18 protein-coding genes are annotated in these 20,498 nt (G+C 66.8%); 8 read left to right on the top strand and 10 right to left on the bottom strand.

The features are described from left to right. Positions 1–120: 120 nt before the first annotated feature. The 4 genes from C1876_RS09525 to C1876_RS09510 form a co-directional block, all read right to left on the bottom strand. A complete protein-coding gene (locus C1876_RS09525; protein ID WP_114546497.1) occupies positions 121–1,662 on the bottom strand; it encodes a DUF92 domain-containing protein in 1,542 nt (513 codons plus the stop codon). Beyond that, complete coding sequence (locus C1876_RS09520) at positions 1,659–2,537, bottom strand: phytoene/squalene synthase family protein (protein WP_114546496.1); 879 nt, start codon at positions 2,535–2,537, stop codon at positions 1,659–1,661. The genes C1876_RS09525 and C1876_RS09520 overlap by 4 nt, the downstream gene beginning before the upstream one ends. Then, complete coding sequence (locus C1876_RS09515) at positions 2,521–4,017, bottom strand: phytoene desaturase family protein (RefSeq protein WP_114546495.1); 1,497 nt, start codon at positions 4,015–4,017, stop codon at positions 2,521–2,523. The genes C1876_RS09520 and C1876_RS09515 overlap by 17 nt, the downstream gene beginning before the upstream one ends. A 118-nt stretch (positions 4,018–4,135) precedes the next feature. Beyond that, complete coding sequence (locus tag C1876_RS09510; protein ID WP_114546494.1) at positions 4,136–4,558, bottom strand: RrF2 family transcriptional regulator; 423 nt, start codon at positions 4,556–4,558, stop codon at positions 4,136–4,138. Between the two features lie 435 nt (positions 4,559–4,993). Here C1876_RS09510 and sufC point away from each other — a divergent pair, with 435 nt between their 5' ends. The 6 genes from sufC (at position 4,994) to C1876_RS09480 (ending at position 11,322) form a co-directional block, all read left to right on the top strand. Continuing rightward, a complete protein-coding gene (gene sufC / locus C1876_RS09505; protein WP_114546493.1) occupies positions 4,994–5,767 on the top strand; it encodes a Fe-S cluster assembly ATPase SufC in 774 nt (257 codons plus the stop codon). A 9-nt stretch (positions 5,768–5,776) separates the two neighbouring features. Next, positions 5,777–7,192, top strand: a complete 1,416-nt coding sequence (sufB, locus tag C1876_RS09500; protein WP_114546492.1) for a Fe-S cluster assembly protein SufB — start codon at positions 5,777–5,779, stop codon at positions 7,190–7,192. Further along, positions 7,192–8,508, top strand: coding sequence for a SufB/SufD family protein (locus C1876_RS09495; RefSeq protein WP_114546491.1), 1,317 nt, complete (start codon positions 7,192–7,194; stop codon positions 8,506–8,508). Before sufB ends, C1876_RS09495 begins: the two co-directional genes overlap by 1 nt. Further along, complete coding sequence (locus tag C1876_RS09490; RefSeq protein ID WP_114546490.1) at positions 8,505–9,731, top strand: aminotransferase class V-fold PLP-dependent enzyme; 1,227 nt, start codon at positions 8,505–8,507, stop codon at positions 9,729–9,731. The genes C1876_RS09495 and C1876_RS09490 overlap by 4 nt, the downstream gene beginning before the upstream one ends. Further along, positions 9,724–10,158: a Fe-S cluster assembly sulfur transfer protein SufU gene (sufU, locus tag C1876_RS09485; RefSeq protein WP_114546489.1), complete on the top strand. Its 435-nt coding sequence runs from the start codon at positions 9,724–9,726 to the stop codon at positions 10,156–10,158. The genes C1876_RS09490 and sufU overlap by 8 nt, the downstream gene beginning before the upstream one ends. 183 nt (positions 10,159–10,341) lie before the next feature. After that, positions 10,342–11,322 carry a bile acid:sodium symporter family protein gene (locus tag C1876_RS09480; protein WP_114546488.1) on the top strand — a complete coding sequence of 327 codons (981 nt, stop codon included), beginning with the start codon at positions 10,342–10,344 and terminating at the stop codon, positions 11,320–11,322. A 45-nt stretch (positions 11,323–11,367) separates the two neighbouring features. On the opposite strand, the gene C1876_RS09475 is transcribed toward C1876_RS09480, so the two are convergent. From C1876_RS09475 to C1876_RS09465, 3 genes are all read right to left on the bottom strand, one after another. Next, positions 11,368–11,718, bottom strand: a complete 351-nt coding sequence (locus tag C1876_RS09475) for a TIGR04076 family protein (protein ID WP_114546487.1) — start codon at positions 11,716–11,718, stop codon at positions 11,368–11,370. A gap of 103 nt (positions 11,719–11,821) precedes the next feature. Then, positions 11,822–13,411, bottom strand: coding sequence for an FAD-dependent oxidoreductase (locus C1876_RS09470; protein ID WP_114546486.1), 1,590 nt, complete (start codon positions 13,409–13,411; stop codon positions 11,822–11,824). Between the two features lie 125 nt (positions 13,412–13,536). Further along, a complete protein-coding gene (locus C1876_RS09465) occupies positions 13,537–14,457 on the bottom strand; it encodes a LysR family transcriptional regulator (RefSeq protein WP_114546485.1) in 921 nt (306 codons plus the stop codon). Positions 14,458–14,607: 150 nt separating this feature from the next. Between C1876_RS09465 and proC the strand changes: the two genes are divergently transcribed. Beyond that, on the top strand, positions 14,608–15,405 hold the full coding sequence (gene proC / locus C1876_RS09460; RefSeq protein WP_114546484.1) for a pyrroline-5-carboxylate reductase: 798 nt from the start codon (positions 14,608–14,610) through the stop codon (positions 15,403–15,405). Between the two features lie 146 nt (positions 15,406–15,551). Here the strand turns inward: proC and cysK are convergent, their stop codons facing one another. From cysK to C1876_RS09445, 3 genes are all read right to left on the bottom strand, one after another. Beyond that, entirely contained in the window at positions 15,552–16,481 is a 930-nt protein-coding gene (gene cysK, locus C1876_RS09455) for a cysteine synthase A (protein ID WP_114546483.1), read from the bottom strand. A gap of 96 nt (positions 16,482–16,577) precedes the next feature. Continuing rightward, the gene (locus C1876_RS09450) at positions 16,578–17,942 is read right to left on the bottom strand and encodes an MFS transporter (protein ID WP_114546482.1); all 1,365 of its coding nucleotides are present in this window, start codon (positions 17,940–17,942) and stop codon (positions 16,578–16,580) included. 6 nt (positions 17,943–17,948) lie between these two features. Then, on the bottom strand, positions 17,949–19,400 hold the full coding sequence (locus C1876_RS09445) for a M20/M25/M40 family metallo-hydrolase (RefSeq protein ID WP_114546481.1): 1,452 nt from the start codon (positions 19,398–19,400) through the stop codon (positions 17,949–17,951). A gap of 145 nt (positions 19,401–19,545) precedes the next feature. On the opposite strand from C1876_RS09445, the gene C1876_RS09440 reads away from it, so the two are divergent. Next, positions 19,546–20,472, top strand: coding sequence for a DUF2268 domain-containing putative Zn-dependent protease (locus C1876_RS09440; RefSeq protein ID WP_114546480.1), 927 nt, complete (start codon positions 19,546–19,548; stop codon positions 20,470–20,472). Positions 20,473–20,498 lie beyond the last annotated feature (26 nt).

Here is a 20,498-nt window from a genome sequence, read left to right as displayed (position 1 = left end):
ATGGTCTCGCGCCGACGCGGTGCGTCGGCCTCTCCCCTTGAACATACCGAAGGGATGTGGAGGCCTCACGCACTTCACCCAAACGTTACCGGCAAGCCACAGAACGTCCGCAACGCCGCGTCACAGCACCACGAGCAACCCGAGCAGCACCACCGCGATGCCGCTCATGAGGTTCACCGCGTCGTTCGTCACCCAAGCGTAGCCGGACACGAGCGCGCCGTCGGTCGCATCGCTCGGCGGCGTTTCCACGATCACCGCGTCGTCGCCCTCCGAGCTGCGGTACTTCGCCTGCATGAGCACACCCAGCATGCTGTCCACGAGCGAGCCCACCACGCCGCACGCCACGATGAAGAGGAACGCGCTGGGGCCGGTGGGTATGGCGTAGCCGAACGTATGGAACAGCAGCATGGCGAGGAACGCGGAGGACGCGGCGCCGACAACGGTGGCCCCGAGGCCGAGCGGGCTCACGCCGCCCGACAGCCCGCGCGGCATCATCTCGCGCGTGAGGATGTTCACGGGCGGGCGCTTGCTGTACATGCCCACCTCGGACGCCCAGGTGTCGGCCGTGCTCGCAGCCAGCGCGCCCGAAGCCAGGATGAGCAGCCACGGGTCGCCCGTCGCCGTGTACGCGAGCGCGCAGACGAGGAAGGGCACGCTGTTCGCCAGCACTTGACGCAGCTTGCGCGGGCCGCCGTGCTTGCGCGCCGCGCGCACCCCGCCGTCCCGCTTGACCGCCACGCGCGCCATGAGCTTCGACGCGATGTTCGAGCTGCCGAAGAACCACATGAGCAGCAGCCACAGCGGCCACCCGCCGATGGCGAACGCGAGCGTTCCCACGGCTACGGCGCCGAGGCCGCCCGGCACGGTGAGCAGCCGCAGGCGGAACGACGCGAGCGCCACCGCGCCCGACAGCAGCATGCCCACGAGCGCCGGCGTGTAGGCCGCGGCGGGCAGGAACAGCACGACGAACAGGCCCGACACGCCCAGCGGCACGAACAGGTTGTCGAGCCCCTCGACGGAGAACAGCTCGATGGCCGCGGCGAGAGCCGCCAAGAGCGCGGCGGCCAACAGCGAGCTCGCCACCGGTCCCACCGGCGCGAACGCGCCGAAGGGCGCCCCGAGCGCGCCGTCCGCGCCGAACGGGGCCGGCGCCAGCAGAACGATCGCGCACGCCGCGAAGCTCACGGCCAGCATCGTCGCGCTGCCCACGAGCGTCTTGCCGCAGCATCCCGCGATCACGCGCTTCCCGAACCGCTTGCCCAGCACGGCGGCGAACCCGTCGCCGAAGGCCATGCAGAACACGCCGAGCGCGCCCACGTAGGGGACGCCGATGCCGAACGAGAACAGCGCGAGCGCCGTGAGCGACACGGCGTAGTACACGGTGCCCGGGGTGTCCTCGCCACCGTCGCGTCCCATGAACGACAGCTTCTGCTTGCGGTACGCGTACGCGTTCACCAGGATGAACGTGGCCGGCAGCACGGCAGCCCACACGGCCGAGGTGAAGAACCACGCCGCGATGAGCCACCAACCGCCCAATGCGATATGCACGAGCTTGCGCGTGGCCTCCTGCGAGGCGCCGCGGCGCGCGGCGAGGCTCGACGCGCCGAGCACCGCCAGCACGAAGGCGAGCGACGCGCCCAAACCCAGAACGTTTTCCATCATCGTCTTCCTTCCAACGCGGCCTGCGCCTGTCCCACCAGCTGCGCCGCGGCGTCCTTCGGCACGGCGTTGCGATGCTCGAAGCATTGATAGTCGTCGGCGCGCACCTGATCGAGGATGCCGCGGTACAGGTACAGCGACGACAGCGTGGGCAGCCTGCTGTCGTCGTCCAGCTCGAACACGTCGCGCTCCATGGGGCGGTACAGCTCTTCCGAGCGGCGCGCCACCGCCTCCCACGCGTCGCGAAACGCCGGGTCGACGGCGTGCGCCCGCAGGCGCGCGGGCGGATACGAAGCCGCTTCGAGCACGTCGAGCGGCAGGTACACGCGACCGTGGTCGAGGTCCTCGCCCACGTCGCGCAGGATGTTCGTCAGCTGCATGGCCACGCCGAGCGCCACGGCGCTTTCCCGCAGCTCCTCGTCGATGGGCGCGTGCGCCCGGAGCAGCGGCAGCAGCATGAGCCCCACCGACCCGGCCACGTAGTAGCCGTACTCCTCGAGGTCGCGCATGGTTTCGGGCTGCCGGAACGCCAGGTCGCGCCGCTGCCCCTCCAGCATGTCGAAGAAGGGCGGCTCGTCCACGTCGAACGTCGCGCACACGGCGTCGAGCGCGCGCCACAGCGGCGCGTCGGGCACGCGGCCCGCGAAAAAGCCCTCGAGGTCGGCGTGCAGGCGCTCGAGCTGCGGTCGACTCGCATCGCGGTCGACGCAGTCGTCGGCCTGGCGGCAGAACGCGTACAGCGCGTAGACGCCCTGGCGCTTCTCGAGGGGCAGCAGCGAAAACGCGCGGTAAAAGCTGTGCGAGTTTCGCCTGATGACGTCTTCGCACCAGGCGAAGTCGTCGGCGCGCTCGGCGAAGAGGCTAGGACGTGTGGTCATCGCGCACCAACTCCTCCACCGCAAGCTTCGCGCTGAGCAGCACGATGGGCACCCCCGCCCCCGGATGGACGCTGCTGCCGCAGAAGTACAGCCGATTGCAGTCGGCGGCCTTGTTGTGCGGCCGCCAGTAGTTGCTCTGCATGAGCGTCGGGCGCAGGCCGAACGTCGCGCCGTCGTAGGCGTTGAAGCGCTCGGCGAAATCCACGGGCGTGTACGTCCGCTCGAACACGATGTGATCGCGCACGTCCTCGTACACGGTCTCGTGCTCCATGAGGTCGAGCACCCGGTTGCGGTACGTCGCCACCTCGTCGGGGGTCCACGCCGGCGACGCGGGCGACAGCGGCGGCACGGGGACCAGGACGTACAGCGCGGAGCAGCCCTCGGGCGCGAGCGAGCGATCGAGGGTGGTGGGCGCGTAGACGTAGAACGAGGGGTCCTCGGGGAAGGACGCGTCGTCGAAGATGTCGTCGACGTTGCGCTCGAAGTCTTCGGCGAACCGGATGGAGTGCACGGTTTCGGCGGGGTAGCACGTGTCGAGGCCCAGGTAGAGGATGAAGCACGAGCAGGAGTACTCCATCTCGTCGATCTTGCGGGGCGTGTACTTGCCGCGCGCCGCCGGGTCGTCGACGAGGTCCTTCATGGCGTAGGGGAAATCGGCGTCGCACACGATGTAGTCGGCGTAGTGCACCGCGCCGCCGGCTTCCACCCCGCACGCGCACCCGTTCTCGATCACGATGCGCTCGACCGGCGTGGAGGTGCGCAGGTCGCCGCCCTGTTCGAGGAACAGCCGGCCGAGGCCCTGCGCCATGGTGTACATGCCGCCCTTCATGAACCACACGCCGTACAGCAGCTCGATCATGGGGATGATCATGTACAGCGACGGCCCCTCGAACGGCGAGATGCCGATGTAGAGGGTCTGGAACGCGAGCGCCTTGCGCAGGCGGTCGTCGTGCACATGGCGCGCCACCGAGGAGTACGCGTCGCCCAGCGTGTGCAGCCGAAAGCCCGCCACCAGGCTTTTCAGGTTGTAGAAGTCGCTCGGCGTGCGGAAGGAGCGCTGCAGGAAGTTGTCCTTCGCGATGAGGTAGCGCTTGTAGAGCAGCGCCAGGTACTCGAAGTAGCCCTGCGCGTCGCGCTCGCTGATGGCTTCGATGGTGGAGGTGATGGACGCGAGGTCGTTCGAGAGGCGCAGGCGGTCGTTCGGGCCGAAGGAGATGTCCATGAGCGGCTCGACCTTCTCCATGGGGATGTAGTCGTCCGCGTCGCGCCCGCACGTTTCGAACACCTCGCGGTACAGCTCGGGCATCATGACGATGGTGGGACCCACGTCGAAGGTGAACCCGTCTTCGCGAATCTGGTTCATCTTGCCGCCCACGAGCGGCTCCTTCTCGAACAGCGTCACCTCGTATCCGGCATGCTGCAACCGCACAGCGGACGCAAGGCCGGCCACGCCGGCCCCAATCACAATAACCCGTTTCATGTAACTCCTTCGGTGGAACCCTGGCTACGCTATCAGGTCATTGTATGAGTCGCGCAGCGGGTTTCCGAAGGGGGAAAGTCATCATGGGGTAACTCGTTGTAGGCCCGTCATCAGGGCGTTAGATAGAAACTACCGGGCCTCCCGCCAAATCCGCCAGCGTCACGCCGTCCACGTACTGCTCGATGACGCCGTCGAGACCGGCCCAGAAGCGCACCGTGGTGCACGCCTTCGCGCGCGGGCAGGTTGCGCCCTGCTCGAGGTCGAGGCACGCCACGGGCGCGGTGGTGCTCTCCACAGCGCGCAGCACGTCGCCCGCCTTGATGGCGGACGCCTCCTGCGCGAGCGCGTAGCCGCCGCCCTTGCCGCGCACGCTGCGCAGCAGGCCGGCCTGCACGAGCGGACGGGCCAGCTGCTCGAGGTACTTGAGGGAGATGCCCTCGCGCTCCGACGCTTCGCGCAGCGCCACCTTGCCGCCCGCGCCGCTCTGCGCCACGCACACCATGAGCCTGAGCGCGTAGCGTCCTTTCGTCGATACGAGCATTCGTCCGTCCTTCCCGCCCCCGACCGGAGGTCAACCTTCTCTCAACCGATGATTCACGACCGAAGCGCCCGGCCCGAGCACGCGCGAAGGGCACGCTAGGGTGGAAAGCGCGGGTCGGCTCCACCCCGCTTTTTTCTTGGCGCAGGGCGGGGCGCCCCCCCTCTTGGCGCGGGGTTGCGCTTGCGGGCAAAGCGGCGCGAGCCGCGCCGATCCGTGATGGACGCGGCGTGCGCTCGGCGCGGCGCAAAACGCTTCACCCGCAAGCATTACCCCGCGCCAAGAAAACGGGAAGCACCCCGCGCTCCACCTGCACCTCGCTTCATGCACTCGGTTTCGGTTAATTCTAGCAAATAAGTAGGATTAAGTCTTGACAATTCTCCGCTTGTCTTTATCTTAATCCTAGCAAAACTATATGATTAACGAAAGGCACCTCACATGACGACCACGACGCGCGATACGCTCCTCTCCCTCCGCGGGCTTTCGGCCTCGGCGGATGAAACCCCCATCCTGCACGATATCGACCTCGCCGTGCGACCGGGCGAGACCCATGTGATCATGGGTCCGAACGGCGCCGGCAAATCGACGCTCGGCCACGTCGTCATGGGCGACAACGCCTACCGCGTCGACGGCGGCTCCATCGAGTTCGACGGCCAGGACATCACCGAACTCTCCCCCGACAAGCGCTCGCGCGCGGGGCTCTTCCTCAGCTTCCAGGCGCCGGTGGAAATCCCCGGCGTGCCGCTGTCCAGCTTCCTGCGCGCCACCGTGGCAGGCCGCGACGGCAAGGAGCTGAAGGGCAAGCAGTTCCGGAAGCTTGTGCGCGCACTGGCCGACGAGCTGGACATGGACCCGGCCTACCTCGACCGCGAGCTGGGCGTGGGCTTCTCGGGCGGCGAGAAGAAGAAGCTCGAGATGCTGCAGCTGCTGCTGCTCGAGCCGAAGCTGGCCATCCTCGACGAGACGGACTCGGGCCTTGACGTGGACGCGCTCGGCGTGGTGTCGCGCGGCATCGACGCGTATCGCCGACAGACGGGCGGCGCGCTCGTGGTGATCACCCACAACACGCGCATCCTCGAGCACCTCGACGTCGACCGCGTGCACGTCATGGTGCGCGGCCGCATCGTGGCCGAAGGCGACGCGTCGCTCATCGATGCAATCGATGCGGAGGGCTTCGAGCAGTTCGAATCCGCGTTCGCCCTCGCTCGCTAGGAGCCGCTCATGCCATCTGGAAACCGCACCTACGTCGAGGACATCGACCGCACCATCTACGACTTCACCGACAGCGAAGAGGGCTTCGACCGCCTCGACGCGGGCCTCACGCCCGACATCGTCCGCGAGATTTCGGCGAAGAAGGACGAGCCCGCCTGGATGCTCGACTTCCGCCTGAAGTCGCTCGACACGTATCAGCGCATGCTGGCACCCGACTGGGGCCCCGGCCTCGAGGGCCTCGACATGGACCACATCGTGACGTACGTGAAGCCGAACACCGACCAGCAGAGCGATTGGGACAGCCTGCCCGACGACGTGAAGAACACGTTCGACCGCCTCGGCATCCCCGAGGCCGAGCGTGAGTATCTGGCCGGCGTCGGCGCGCAGTACGACTCCGAGCTCGTGTACCACAACATGCAGAAAACGGCCTCCGACATGGGCATCGTGTATTCGGGCATCGAAGAGGCCCTGCGCGAGCCGCAGTGGGAGGCGCTCATCCGCGAGAAGTTCATGACGCTCATCCCGCCCACCGACCACAAGTTCGCCGCGCTGCACGGCGCGGTGTGGAGCGGCGGCTCGTTCGTCTACGTGCCGAAGGGCGTCAAGCTCGACTTCCCGCTGCAGAGCTACTTCCGCCTCAACGCGAAGGGCGCGGGGCAGTTCGAGCACACGCTCATCATCGTGGAGGACGACGCGAGCCTGCACTTCATCGAGGGCTGCTCGGCGCCGAAGTACAACGTGGCGAACCTGCACGCCGGCGCGGTGGAGCTGTTCGTGGGCAAGCGCGCGACGCTTCGGTACTCGACCATCGAGAACTGGTCGAAGAACATGTACAACCTCAACACGAAGCGCGCCGTCGTGCAGGAAGGCGGGGCCGTCGAGTGGATCAGCGGGTCGTTCGGCAGCCACGTGGGCTACCTCTACCCCATGTCCATCCTGGCCGGCCGGGGGGCCACGTCCAGCTTCACGGGCATCACGTTCGCCGGCGCGGGACAGAACCTCGACACCGGCTGCAAGGCGGTGCTGGCCGCGCCCGACACGTCGGCTACCGTGGAGACGAAGTCCATCTCGAAGGGCGGCGGCATCTCCACGTTCCGCTCGTCCATCGTGGCCACCGAGAACGCGAAGGGCTCGGCCGCAAGCGTGTCGTGCCAGTCGCTCATGCTCGACGACTTGAGCCGCTCGGACACCATCCCCGCCATGGACATCCGCTGCAAGCACGTGGACATCGGCCACGAAGCCACCATCGGCCGCATCGGCGACGACAAGGTGTTCTACCTCATGAGCCGCGGTGTGTCGGAGGAGGAAGCGCGCACGATGATTGTGAACGGCTTCGCCGACCCCGTGTCGAAGGAGCTGCCGCTCGAGTACGCCGTGGAAATGAACAACCTGATCAAGCTTGAAATGGAAGGGGCCATCGGATAATGGAAACCCTCACGATAGAACACGCGAACGCCCTGCCCGCCCCCACCTGGCACCGCCTGGGCATGAACGACGTGGACATAGAGCTGCCCGCACTGGAAGCCGCACAGAGCGTGGAAGTGCAGGCAGAGGAAGGGCTGCGGGGAGAAGCCGGGGCGTTCGAGGAAGCTTTGGCCGCCACTCCCTCCATGGCCGCCGGCGAACCCGGGGATCAACCCGTCGAGCGCGCGGCCGATTCAGAGGTCTCCTCGGTTGAACCCGCAAGCCTCCCGACATCGGCTGCGCACCAGGTTGACGACCAGGAAAGCCCCACTGCAGCCATAGGGGAAGGGGCAGCCATCGACGAGCAGGCTCTTTCCGCCTTTCAGGTGGAGGCTTTTGAGTCCCGGTACCTTTCTGCTGCCGACGTCTTTTCCACCGGGATGGGACCCGAGGCTTCCGAGTACCTCGAATACCTGGCGGGCGAGCCCATCGTGTTCGCCACCCGTCCGGGCGAGCGCACCTGCGCGACGGTGCGCGTCGAGGGCGTGGACGGCGCGGCCAACGCGGCGGCCATCGACGTCGTGGCTGCTCCCGGATCGTTTCTCTCCCTTGCCATCGGGCTCGATTCGCCCGTGCAAGGCGCGGGCGTCGTGGGCACGCGGCTACGCGTGTTCGCCGGCGCCGACGCGCGCGTGGACGTCGTGAGCACGCAGACGCTCGACGACAGCTGGATCGTGCTCGACGACGCGGGCATCGTGCTCGACGAGCGCGCCCGCGTGCAGCTGCGCCACACGGTGCTGGGAGCCGGGCGCGCCTACACGGGGCTCGCGGCCGACCTGCGCGGCGACGACGCGCGCCTCGACATCGACACGCGCTACCTGGGGCACGCGCACGAGACGCGCGACTTCAACTACGTGGCCCATCAGCGCGGACGGCGCACCGTGTGCAACCTCGACGCGAACGGCGTGCTGGCGGGCGAATCCGTCAAGACGCTGCGCGGCACCATCGAGCTGGTGCACGGCTGCAAGGGCTCCGAGGGCTCCGAGCAGGAGACGGTGCTGCTGGCCGACGAGCGCGTGGTGAACCGCACCGTGCCCGTCATCCTCTGCGACGAGGACGACGTGGCCGGCAACCACGGCGCCACCATCGGACACGTGGCGCCGAAGCAGCTGTTCTACCTGGCCAGCCGCGGCATCTCCCCCGACGACGCCGAGCGCCTGTTCATCACCGCCACGTTCGAGGAAGCCGCCCTCACCGCGCCCGACCCGCGCACCCGCGCCGCCGTCGGCCGCCTCGCCGCGCAGCGCGGCGTGCGTATCGAGGAGGCGTCCCGATGAGCGCACGTATCGCCGCGAACCCCTACCGCGCCGACTTTCCCCTGCTCGCCGCGAACCCCGACCTCGCCTTCCTCGACAGCGCGGCCACCGCGCAGCGCCCCGCCGTGGCCCTCGACGCGCAGCGCGCGTTCTACGAGGACATGAACGCGAACGCCCTGCGCGGCCTGTACCGCCTGTCGGTCGAGGCCACCGAGGCCATCGAAGCGGCGCGCGCCCATATCGCGCGCTTCATCGGCGCGGCGGACCCGCGCGAGATCGTGTTCACCCGCAACGCGAGCGAGGCGCTCAACCTCGTGGCGCACGCCTTCGCCCCCACCGTGCTCGAGCCGGGCGACGAGGTGTGCATCACCATCATGGAGCACCACTCGAACCTCATTCCCTGGCAGCAGACGTGCCGCGCGGCGGGCGCGCGCCTCGTGTACCTGTACCCCGACGAGAACGGCGTGATCACGCCCGAGGAGCTTGACGCGAAAATCGGCCCGCGCACGAAGATCGTCGCGGCGGCCCAGGTGTCGAACGTCCTCGGCATCGAGAACCCGGTCAACGCCATGGCCGAGCGCGTGCACGCCCACGGCGGCTACCTCGTGGTGGACGGCGCGCAATCGGTGCCGCACATGCCGGTTGACGTGCAGAACCTCGGTGCGGATTTCTTCGCGTTCTCGGCGCATAAAGCGCTCGGCCCCTTCGGCATCGGCGTGCTGTGGGGCAAGCTCGCGCTGCTCGAGGCCATGCCGCCCTTCCTCACGGGCGGCGAGATGATCTCCTCGGTCACCGAGACCGACGCCGTATGGGCGCCCGTGCCCGAGAAGTTCGAGGCCGGCACGCAGGACGCCGCCGGCATCGTGGCCACCTCGGCCGCGCTCGGCTACCTCGAGGACATCGGCTGGGATGCGTTGCAGGCGCGCGAGCAGGCGCTCGTCCGCGCCGCGATGGAGCGCATGGCCGCGCTTCCCTACCTCGAGATCATCGGGCATCCCGACCCCGCGCAGCACCATGGCGCCATCAGCTTCAACGTGCGCGGCATCCACCCGCACGACGTGGCGAGCATCCTCGACGAGCAGAACGTGGCCATCCGGGCAGGCCATCACTGCGCGCAGCCGCTGCTCGCGTGGCTCGGGGTGGAGTCATGCTGCCGCGCCTCGCTTGCGTTCTACAACGACGAAGGCGACATCGACGCGCTCATCGCCGGCTTGGACACCGTCTGGAGGACCTTCAATGGCTAGCATCTACACCGCGGCGCTCATGGAGCACAACGCGCACCCCGACTACAAGTACGAGATGGACGAGCCCACGTGCACGCACGACGGCGTGAACCCCAGCTGCGGCGACGAGCTCACGCTCGCGCTGCGCCTCAACGGCGACGTCATCGAGGAGGCCGCGTTCACCGGCCACGGCTGCGCCGTGAGCCAGGCCGCCGCCGACATGATGGCCGACCTCGTCACGGGCGAGACGGTTGACGAAGCCCGTCGCCTCGCCGGCCTCTACCTCGACATGATCAAGGGCAAGCCGCTCACCGACGAGGAGCGCGAAGACCTCGACGAGGCCGCCGAGCTCCAATCCATCGCCCGCATGCCCGCGCGCGTCAAATGCGCCGAGCTGGCCTGGCGCACCCTCGAGCGCCTCCTCGACCAGCAGATCGCCCAAGCATAGCACGCCCCCTCCGTCGCGCCCGACCCCAATCCCTTGGGCGCGACGGGGACTCAGCCCGCGTCTTTGAGTGCCGACCTGCGCCTTCCGCCGGAATTCCTTAGATTGTCAAACTAATTTCTTCCCCAAAGCCTATGTCGGCAGTATACTTTTCGAGACCCGCTCCCCCGTCCCGAAAGGATACGCATGAAAACCCTTGCCAAGATCAGCGACTACGCCGGAAAGTACATGGCGATCATCGCGCTCATCGTTGCGATTATCGCCCTGGTCTTTCCCGGCCCCGTATCGTCCGTTGTGAAGACGAGCTACGTGAACATCCTCCTCGGCATCGTCATGTTCGGCATGGGCATGACGCTCAAGCTGGCCGACTTCAAGGTGGTGTTCACCAAGCCGAAGGCCGTCATCACGGGCATCATCGCGCAGTTCGTCATCATGCCGGTGCTCGCGTTTCTGCTCACCGTCGTGTTCCAGCTGCCGGCCGAGCTGGCCGTGGGCGTGATCCTCGTGGGCTCGTGCCCCGGCGGCACGAGCTCCAACGTCATGACGTACCTCGCGAAGGGCGACGTGGCGCTGTCCGTGGGCATGACCGCTTGCACCACCATCATGGCGCCCGTTGTCACGCCGCTGCTCGTGCTGCTGTTCGCCGGACAAACCGTCGACGTGAACGTGGTGGACATGTTCCTGTCCATCGTGCAGGTGGTGCTCGTGCCCATCGCCGTGGGCTTCCTCATCAACTACTTCTTCGAGAAGGTGGCGGCAACGTGCGCAAGCGTGCTGCCGCTCGTGTCGGTGATCGGCATCTCGCTCATCATCATGGCCGTGGTGGCGGCGAACCAGGCGAAGCTGCTCACCGTGGGGCCGCTCATCATCGTGGTGGTCATGCTGCACAACGTGCTGGGATACGCCCTGGGCTACCTGACGGGCAAGGCGCTGCGCCTGTCGAAGGCGCAGATGCGCACCCTGTCCATCGAGGTGGGCATGCAGAACTCGGGACTGGCAACCTCGCTTGCCACCGTGCACTTCGCGGCTATGCCGCTGGCCGCGGTGCCCGGTGCCGTGTTCAGCGTGTGGCACAACATCTCGGGGGCCGTCTACGCGAACATCCTCGCCCGCTCGGCCGACAAAACGGTCGGCGACGCGGAGGAAGCCGAGCAGGCAACCGCGTAGCCCGCACCCCTCGGCCCTTGTTCCCGCCCCACCCCGCGCGCCCCGTCACTCGATATCGACTCGTTCGATCTTGAAGATGACGGGGCGCGTGCCGTCGTTGCAGCAGGCGATCATCATCTTCTCGTCGTTCGTCCATCCCCGCATGATGGAGCCGCCCTGCAACGCCGCGTAGACGAAACGACTTATGCAATCCCACGCTTCCGCGCAGGGGAACTTCGGGTCGCGGTCGCCGCCGAAGTGCCAGAAGTCGTCATGCTCGGCGTTTCGCTCGAACAAAAACTCCTGACCAGGCTCGAAGCACGGACACGCGCCCGCCAGCGGATCGGCCAGGTACTTCTCCTGCAACTCGGGAAACACCCGTATCTCCAAAACCGTGATCTTGCATGCGTGTTCCATGGCAATTCCTTTCTCGACGAAAGCCCGCAGCCCCTTGTCGGGGCCGCGGACCGAAAAGCGAAGGATAGGAGGGGGTATACTCCTTCGTAGGATGGTCTGACACCTACTCCCAAGGATCGAGCGCGGCCGCCTTCTCTCCGATCACCATACCGAGCGTGGTGCACGACCCGATACCGGCACCCACCATATAATGGTTACCCACGATGGAGCGCGTGATGATCTCGCCCGCCGCGAACAGCCGCCCACCGCCGATGGGTTCCTCGCCGTACTGACCGAGCACCTGGCAATCGCCGTTGATCATGAAGCCGGTGCACGGCGTGTACAGCAGGTGCGGGAAGCTGGCGTATGCGTAGTATGGGGCCTGGTCAAGCGCGACAGGGGTCGGAGTCCCGACGCCGTTCCAATACACTCGGCCGAACTGCGTGTCACCGCCGTTGGCGATGTCCTCATTGTACTTGGCAAGGGTGGCTGGAAGATCGGGCGCGTTGATGGCTTCGGCAAGTTCCTCGATGGTGTCGGCCTTGATAAAGTACGACTCGTTCTCGGGATAGATACCGTTGCTCGGACCATTCTCAACCGCGCGATCGTACGCCGCCTGGTCGAACACCTGCCATGTTTGGAACTTCTCGTTTCCTTCCTGCTTGGCTTTCGCCACCACAGCGCGCGTTCGCGCATTGGTCCAGTACTGACCGTCATCGAAGAACCGGTTGCCGGACAGGTCGGTGACAATCGCGCCGAACAGGCACATCTCCGTGTATGCCTTCCCGTCTTCCGAATCTCCCTCGCATGCGTAGATACATTCGCGCCCCCATAAGGCACCGCCCATATCCATGAGCGCCAGATGCCCGGCTCCCGTCAGGCCCTCGCCCGTGAACAGCGGGATCTTGCTGAAGCCCATGGCGCATTCCTCAACCAGTTCCACATTGCGTACGAACGACCCCGTGCACATTAAAACGGCCTTTTTCGCCTTGAACGCCTTTTCCTTGCCGTCCTTGACGGCGATGGCACCCATAACCGTTCCGGAGCCATCGCGCACGAGCTTCGTGAACTCGGTCTCGAACTGATAGTCGGCACCGGCTTTCTTGCTCGCATCCGTCAGGAGCTGCAGCATCTTTGCGTTGTCGACCACATGGCAGCGCAGAAGCGAATGACCCACCTGCATATACGGATCGGGAAACTCAACGCCCAGCTCCTTGAGCAGCTGATACCCGCGCGCGCTGTTCTCGGCAAACACCCTGATAGCGTCTTCACGATTCGCCCGGATGACATTGCCATCCGAATTGCCGTTTGCAAGGGCGTCTTCCAGGAACTTCTCAACCGAGTCCTCGATGCCGAGCGCTTTCTGCTCGTCGGATCCCACGACGCAGAAGTTGCCTTTGCAGATGGAAGTGGCGTTGAAATTGTTGGAAGCCTGCGAGTCGAGCACGATCACGCTCGCGCCCGCCTTCGTCGCCGCCAGCGCCGCCGACGCGCCCGCCCCGCCGGCACCGAGCACTAAAACGTCGCATTCCTCGTCCCACGAAGCGGGCACGGTACCGCCTGCGCCCGCGGCTCCCGTCGCTGCCGCGCTTGCCGCGCCCTCGACTGCGCCCGCCGCCTTCGGGGCGCAGCCTGCAAGCCCCATCCCCGCTGCGGCAATGCCGGCCAACCCTGCCGTGGTCAGAAAGTTTCTCCTGGTCAATCCATTCGTCATGACGAACCCTCCTTGTCGTTTTCAATACGAACAAGAAGAGCATACCCACCGAAACGCACGCCGGGAACAGACGAGTGGGAATACCCGTCATAACCGAATGTTATGGCGGATGAGCCCGTCGAACCTCACCAAAACACCGAGTGTTCCCCCACGAACAGCTCGTCTCGATGGGACTCTATCCATGCGAGAGCGAACGTCCGAAACGCTTCGGCGTCGGCATCGAGCACCTCTCCTTTGCGCTTCACCAGATACACGTCGTAAGAGCACGCCTCGTTTTCGAAGGGAATCGCCACCACTTCCGGGGCGGCGCGCATAGCGGACGAGTAATCAGTAGTGATGCTGACGGCCGTCCCATCGGCGACCATCTGGCTGCCGGTGAACCCCTCGATAACCTCGATCAGCCGCGCGGGCTCGGCATCGGCCTCGGCGAGCCAGCGCAGGTTGTTGCGATAGGGCGCGTAGTCGCGCGAGAGCAGAGCAACGCTCAAGCCGTCCAGGTCGGCGTGCGTGACGAATTCGCGGTTCGCCAAAGGGCCGCCCGCATTCACCTCGAGCACATGCCGATGTCGACTGAACGGCCACGCGTCGTAGCGCCCATAGTCGACGGGACCCGCCAGGAAGGCCACGTCGACCGCGCCGGATGCCAGCTGCTCCTCCACGCGCCGATCGCTGCCCTCCTCCACGATCAGTTCGACGTCGGGATGCAATGCCTGGAAGTCGTCGTTGAAGCGCAAGCCCACATACAGCATCACCCCCACCGTGGATGCTACGGACAGCGCGTGACGCCCGCCGCGCGCCGACGCGTCCTGCTCGATAGCGTCCAATAGCGCCACCAGTTTGTCCACCTTCGCATACAGTGCCTCGGCGAACACCGTGGGAACCACGCCCTTGCTCGTCCGCTCGAACAGCATGCGCCCGAATTCGGCTTCGAGACGGAGGACGGCCTTCGAGAGCCCGGGCTGCGTGATATAGAGCTGCGCAGCGGCTTTCGTGATGCTGCCAGCTTCGTAAACGGCCTTGAATGCCGCCAGGTTTTTCGTGTCCATCTACGCCTCTTCCCCACTTCCAGCCCCTCACGCGATTGTACCATCTCGCGCGTTGCTTCCCTGCGTCACGAAATCGTCGTTTGGAGCGAGGGCGCGGCTGGCGTACAATCGATGCCAGCAAAAACGTGAGCGCGACGAAAGGACTACCGCATGACGGACACCGCAAGCATCGAGGTCGGCTTCATCGGCTTCGGCAACATGGCGCAGGCGATGGCGCAGGGCCTCGTAAGCTCGGGCGCACTCGAGGGCGCGCACATCCACGCGTGCGCCGCGCACTTCGACAAGCTGCAGGCCACGGCCGAGAAGCTGGGGGTCAACGCCCATCGCGACGCGCGCGAGGTGGTCGAGGCGAGCGACTTCGTCATCCTCGCCGTGAAGCCCTACCTCGTCGAGCAGGTGGTTCAGCCTGTGCGCGATCTCTTGGCCGACAAGGCCGTGATCTCGGTGGCCGCCGGGTGCGACTTCGCGTTCTACGAGAACATCCTCGCGCCGAACAGCCGCCACCTCAGCACCATCCCCAACACGCCCATCGCCGTGGGCGCGGGCGTGGTGGCCTGCGAGCAGCGCCACTCGCTCAGCGACGAGGAGCTGCAGGCGTTCGAGAACCTGTTCGGCCAGATCGCCCTCATCGAATGGGTGGACGGCAAGCTGCTGTCCACCGCAAGCTCCGTCGCCGGGTGCGGCCCCGCGTTCGCCGCGATGTTCCTCGAAGCGCTCGGCGACGCCGGCGTGAAGCACGGCCTGCCGCGCGCGACCGCCTACCGCCTTGCGGCGCAGATGATGATGGGCACCGCCAAGCTGCACCTGGAAACCGGCACGCACCCCGGCGCGATGAAGGACGCCGTCTGCTCGCCCGGCGGCACCACCATCAAGGGCGTCGCCGCCCTCGAGAAGGATGGCTTCCGCGGCACCGTGATCGACGCCATCGACGCCATCGAAGGCGAATAGCGTTCCGGCGCAGCCGCCCTCGACGTCACCGTCGCCCGAAACGTACGGTTTTGGGCGAAAAACCGTACGTTTCGGGCGACAATAGGTACGTATGACGAAGGGCCCCGCGGCATGCCGCGGGGCCCTTCGCGTTGGGTTCGCCGCTGTTAGAACCCGAACATCGCGGTGGTGAGGTAGCGCTCGCCGGTGTCGGGGAGGATGACGACGATGGTCTTGCCCTTGTTCTCGGGGCGGCGGGCCAGCTCGGTGGCGGCGGCCACGGCCGCGCCGGACGAGATGCCCACGAGCAGGCCTTCCTTCGCGGCAAGCTCGCGGCCCACGGCGAACGCGTCCTCGTCCTCGACGGCGATCACCTCGTCGTACACCGCGGTGTCCAGCGTGTCGGGCACGAAGCCCGCGCCGATGCCCTGGATCTTGTGCGCGCCCGCGCGGCCCTCGGACAGCACCGGCGACGACGCCGGCTCCACAGCCACCACCTGCACGTCGGGGTTCATGCGCTTGAGGTAGGCGCCCGTGCCGCTCACCGTGCCGCCCGTGCCCACGCCCGCCACGAAGATATCGACCTGGCCGTCGGTTGCTTCCCAAATCTCGGGGCCCGTGGTCACCTCGTGGATGGCCGGGTTCGCCGGGTTCGTGAACTGACCCACGATGAACGAGTTGGGAATCTCGGCCGCCAGTTCGTCGGCGCGCGCGATGGCGCCCTTCATCCCCAGCGCGCCGTCGGTCAGCACGAGTTCGGCACCGTAGGCCTTCATGAGGTTGCGGCGCTCGATGGACATGGTCTCGGGCATGGCGATGATGAGGCGCATGCCGCGCGCGGCGGCGATGGCCGCCAGGCCGATGCCGGTGTTGCCCGAGGTGGGCTCAATGAGCACCGTGTCGCTGTCGATCACGCCGCGCTCCAGCGCGTCGTCGATCATCGCCTTCGCGATGCGGTCCTTGATGGAGCCGGCCGGGTTGAACGACTCCACCTTGCCCACGATGGTGGCTTCCAGATTGTTGTTCGCCTCGTAGTTCACGAGCTCCACGAGCGGCGTGTTGCCGATGAGCTCGGCGACGCTTTGGTACACGGTCATGATGCGCCTGCTTTCCCGTCTGCGCCCGCGGCGCGGGCTTCCTGTGTGTCGCGCTAAATCCTACTGTAATACTATGTTTTAGTCAAGCGCTGACCGTTACGCGCCGATTTCGAACCCTTCGGCGTCCAGCTCGGGCGCGCCCTCGGCAACACGCCTGGCCACGAGGCGGCGCGCCGCGGGAATCGACGCCAGCAGCGTCACGCCCATCAGCACCGATGCCACGATCACCATGATCCACACGGGCACGAACGACAGGTACGCGTCGAACATGATGCCCGACGCCACCGAGCCGATGGCCGCGCCCAGCATCTCGAACGCCGTGACGATGCCCACGATGGTGCCGAGGTCCTTCTTGCCGAACTCCTTCACCACCATGATGGGCGGCGCCACCGTGCCCATGCACGTGGCGAACCCGAAGAACAGGCACGCGAGGATCGGGCCCGCATCGGTGGCCGGGAAGCACAGCGCGACGCCGGCCGCCACCGACATGAGGGTGCCCAGGATGGTGCCCGTCTTCATGCCCCAGCGGTCGTAGATGGCGCCGAGCGACACCTTCGCCACGATGACCACGGCCAGATAGAACGACCACACGCTGCCGGCCCACAGCGTGTCGTGCCCGCCCGAAACCACCTCGACGCCGTCCACCACCACCGAGGTCATGTTGGCGATGGAGTTCGTGATGATGGCGCCGTTCGTCACGCCCATCATGACGAAGCCGATGACGAGCAGCCAGAAGCACGCGCTTTTCCGCAGCACCTTCCAACCGATGGACACCGTCACCACCGCGTCGGGCGAACGGTCGGCCTTCGCCTGCTCCACCTGGCCCGCACCGAAGGGCTCGAGCCCCACATCGCTCGGACGCGTGCGGAACGTGGCCAGCGCGAGGGGCAGCGACGCCACGAGGCAGATGACCGCCAGCAGCAGGAACGCGGGACGCCAGCCGTAGCCGACGATCATCGCGCTGGTCACCGGCGACAGCACCACGCCGCCCACGCCCGATCCCGCCAGCGCGACGGACACAGCCAGGCCGCGCTTGAGCGTGAACCAGTTGGAGATGAGCACCGACACCAACAGGCGCGTGCCGGCCACCACCACCATGCCGGCGACGACGCACAGCGCGTAGAGCTGCCACACCGCCGTGATGAACGACAGTCCCACGAGCACCACCGAGCTCGTGATGATGGTGGTTGCCGCCAGCACCCGCGCGCTCACCGTGTCGGTGAGCTTGCCGATGACGAGCGAGGCCAGCACCGCCACCACCGTGGTGATGGACACGCCGGTGTTGAACTGGCCCACCGTGATGCCGAGGTCCTCCACGATGTGCGTCTGGAACAGCGGGATGCAGTTCACGAACACCGTGTAGCACGTCGACATGATGAGAAAGCCGCCCGCGACGATCCACCACCCGTAGAAGAACTTCCCCTGCTTCGCCGCCGAGGCGACCCCCTTGGTTGCAGCCATGCTGCCTCACTTCCCTAACGCGTCGAGATTGCGGATGAACTCCGTATAGAAGCCGATGCCCTTCACATAGCTGTCCACGTCGAGGTTCTCGTCTTGGCCGTGCACGCGGTTGCGCTGGTCGCCTTTGAACAGGATGCCCGCGAAGCGGTACGTGCGCGGGCAGATGCGGTGGAAGCGGCGCGCGTCGCTGCAGCTGGTTTGCACGTAGGGCGCGATGCCCGCGGAGGGGTACACGCTGTGGATGACGCGGCGCAGGTAGTCGTAGGCGGGGTCATCGTGGAACGGCGCGATGGGCGACGGCTCGCTCACCTCGGCCAACTCGTACGCAGTACCCTCGTCGAAGCGCTCCTTGATGCGCGCGAAGGCGGTGTCCACCGTCTCGCCGGGGTCGACGCGCACGTTCACCGTGGCCTTCGCCTGCTTCGGAATGACGTTGTGCGCCGGGCTGCCTTCGAGCTGCGTGAGCGCGTAGGTGGTGCGCACCATGGCGGCCGTCTCGGGGTCGCCCTTCATGATGCGGATGACCACGGGCCTGAACAGCCAGAGGTTGGCGAACACGAGGCGCAAGGCCCAGCTGCCGTGCGAGGCGAGCTCGCGCAGCATCGCCGCGACTGGGGCGGACAGCTTCGCGGCCGGCGGGTTCTGCTGCACCGCATCGAGGCCCGCGACGAGCTTGGCGGTGGCGTCCTTGAGCGACGGCATGGCGGCGTGCCCGCCCTCGGCGCTCGTGGTGATGAAGGCGTCGAAGATGCCCTTCTCGGCAACGCCCACGACGGCGAACTCGCCCGTCACGCCGAGCGGCGGGTTGTCGATGACCGCACCGCCCTCGTCGAGCACCATATACGGCACGCGGCCGATGGCCTTGAGGTGCTCCACCATGTGGGGCGCCGTGTCGCCACCGTCCTCCTCGGTGTTCGACGAGAAGAAGTAGATGTCGCGCGGCGGCACGTAGCCCTGCGCGAGCAGCCCGTCGGTGGCTTCCATGAGCGCCGCCCAGATGCACTTCGTGTCCACCGCGCCGCGCGCGTAGATCTTCCCGTCGACGATGTCGGCGGCGAAGGGATCGTGCGTCCACTCGGACGCGTCGGCGGGCACCACGTCGTGGTGCGCCATGAGCACGACGGGCGCGAGCGCGCGGTCGGAGCCCTTCCACAACAGCGAGATGCCGTACCCGTCGATCAGCTCGAGCTCGAGGCTGTCGAACACGCGCGGATACAGGCGCTGCAGCAGCGGGACGAAGTCGTCGAACGCGGAACGGTCGGCGTCCGGGTTGTGCAGGTCCCACACGGTGGCGCAGCGCAGCATCTCCTGGAAACGCGCGACCGAGGCCTCGTCGCCGCGCGCGTCGCTTTGCGGCAGCGGGTCGGTGACGGGCGTCGGCTTGAGCCGCACGGCGTTCACCACCAGCACAAGCACGAGAACCGCGATCAGCGCGATCACGATGGCAAGCACGATCATAGGAGCTCCTCCTTACTCGGTGAGTTGCGGCTCATTATAGCCCTGTTGGTTGGCGGGGATGCAGCGCAGGTGACGAGGTGTTGACTCTCACGCGACGTGAGAGCGTAGGATGGGCCTCCCGATACACCCCGACGAAAGGACTTCCATGACCGTTTCCTCGCCAACCGTGCGCGCCCTGCGCTCTGCAGGGTCGTACGCCCGCATGATGGCGGCCCCGCCCGAGAAACGCGCCGACCTCTACCGCCACGAGCTCATGGCGCCGCTCAAAGCGAAATGGGATTGCTACCACGTGCCGCTGCGCGCGACGCAGCCCGGCGGCTACGACGTGGTGATGGCGAGCGAGATGCTGGGCATTCTGCCGCCCGAGCGCGTGGACGAGAGCTGGGCGGACGCCGTGGCGCTGCTCGGCGACGACGCGCTGTGGGACGCGAGCCGGCAGGCCGTCGAGCGCTCGCTTGCCCGGTTCGCCGAGCGCGGCATCGCGCTGCCGACGCAGGACTACCTGTTCTCCCTGCTGCTGGGCAATCCCGACAATCCCGCGCTTGCCGCGAGCGAAGGGTACTGCGGCGATGGCGGCATCCCCGGCTACGTGCTAGCATGGCTCGTCCCCTCGGCCGAAACGATGCGCCGCCTGCCCGCCGCCCTTGCCCACGAGACGAACCACAACGTGCGCTTCCAGTTCATCGCCTGGAGCAACGACATCACCTTGGGCGAGATGATGGTGAGCGAAGGTCTCGCCGAGAACTTCGCCGTCGCGCTGTACGGCGAAGAATTCGCCGGCCCCTGGGTGACGAAGACGAGCGCCGATGCGTTGGACGCCCTCAAGCCCGTCATGCACGAGGCCCTCGACGTGCAGGGCATGGCCGCGCTGTCGGCGTACCTCTACGGCGACGACATCGCCGCCGCGCAGGGATACGCCACCGTCGGCCTGCCGTACTGCGCCGGATACGCCTGCGGCTACCACCTGGTGAGGCGCTTTTTGGACGAAACCGGGATGGACGTGGCGGACGCGACGCTGCTGCCCGCGGAAGACGTGCTGGAAGGCGTGCGGGAGGTGGGGTTTTGGGAGTGAGGCGCTCTTTTGGCGCGCCCTGGGAG

It is taken from the genome of Eggerthella sinensis, from assembly GCF_003339815.1.
In the GTDB taxonomy this organism is placed as follows: Bacteria; Actinomycetota; Coriobacteriia; order Coriobacteriales; family Eggerthellaceae; genus Eggerthella; species Eggerthella sinensis.
This window is presented reverse-complemented; position numbering and strand designations above follow the sequence as displayed.

Excerpts from the sequence above, each read along its gene's own strand:
- C1876_RS09525 (WP_114546497.1), bottom strand. The coding sequence starts at position 1,662 with ATGATGGAAAACGTTCTGGGTTTGGGCGCGTCGCTCGCCTTCGTGCTG.
- C1876_RS09520 (WP_114546496.1), bottom strand. The coding sequence starts at position 2,537 with ATGACCACACGTCCTAGCCTCTTCGCCGAGCGCGCCGACGACTTCGCC.
- C1876_RS09515 (WP_114546495.1), bottom strand. The coding sequence starts at position 4,017 with ATGAAACGGGTTATTGTGATTGGGGCCGGCGTGGCCGGCCTTGCGTCC.
- C1876_RS09510 (WP_114546494.1), bottom strand. The coding sequence starts at position 4,558 with ATGCTCGTATCGACGAAAGGACGCTACGCGCTCAGGCTCATGGTGTGC.
- sufC (WP_114546493.1), top strand. The coding sequence starts at position 4,994 with ATGACGACCACGACGCGCGATACGCTCCTCTCCCTCCGCGGGCTTTCG.
- sufB (WP_114546492.1), top strand. The coding sequence starts at position 5,777 with ATGCCATCTGGAAACCGCACCTACGTCGAGGACATCGACCGCACCATC.
- C1876_RS09495 (WP_114546491.1), top strand. The coding sequence starts at position 7,192 with ATGGAAACCCTCACGATAGAACACGCGAACGCCCTGCCCGCCCCCACC.
- C1876_RS09490 (WP_114546490.1), top strand. The coding sequence starts at position 8,505 with ATGAGCGCACGTATCGCCGCGAACCCCTACCGCGCCGACTTTCCCCTG.
- sufU (WP_114546489.1), top strand. The coding sequence starts at position 9,724 with ATGGCTAGCATCTACACCGCGGCGCTCATGGAGCACAACGCGCACCCC.
- C1876_RS09480 (WP_114546488.1), top strand. The coding sequence starts at position 10,342 with ATGAAAACCCTTGCCAAGATCAGCGACTACGCCGGAAAGTACATGGCG.
- C1876_RS09475 (WP_114546487.1), bottom strand. The coding sequence starts at position 11,718 with ATGGAACACGCATGCAAGATCACGGTTTTGGAGATACGGGTGTTTCCC.
- C1876_RS09470 (WP_114546486.1), bottom strand. The coding sequence starts at position 13,411 with ATGACGAATGGATTGACCAGGAGAAACTTTCTGACCACGGCAGGGTTG.
- C1876_RS09465 (WP_114546485.1), bottom strand. The coding sequence starts at position 14,457 with ATGGACACGAAAAACCTGGCGGCATTCAAGGCCGTTTACGAAGCTGGC.
- proC (WP_114546484.1), top strand. The coding sequence starts at position 14,608 with ATGACGGACACCGCAAGCATCGAGGTCGGCTTCATCGGCTTCGGCAAC.
- cysK (WP_114546483.1), bottom strand. The coding sequence starts at position 16,481 with ATGACCGTGTACCAAAGCGTCGCCGAGCTCATCGGCAACACGCCGCTC.
- C1876_RS09450 (WP_114546482.1), bottom strand. The coding sequence starts at position 17,942 with ATGGCTGCAACCAAGGGGGTCGCCTCGGCGGCGAAGCAGGGGAAGTTC.
- C1876_RS09445 (WP_114546481.1), bottom strand. The coding sequence starts at position 19,400 with ATGATCGTGCTTGCCATCGTGATCGCGCTGATCGCGGTTCTCGTGCTT.
- C1876_RS09440 (WP_114546480.1), top strand. The coding sequence starts at position 19,546 with ATGACCGTTTCCTCGCCAACCGTGCGCGCCCTGCGCTCTGCAGGGTCG.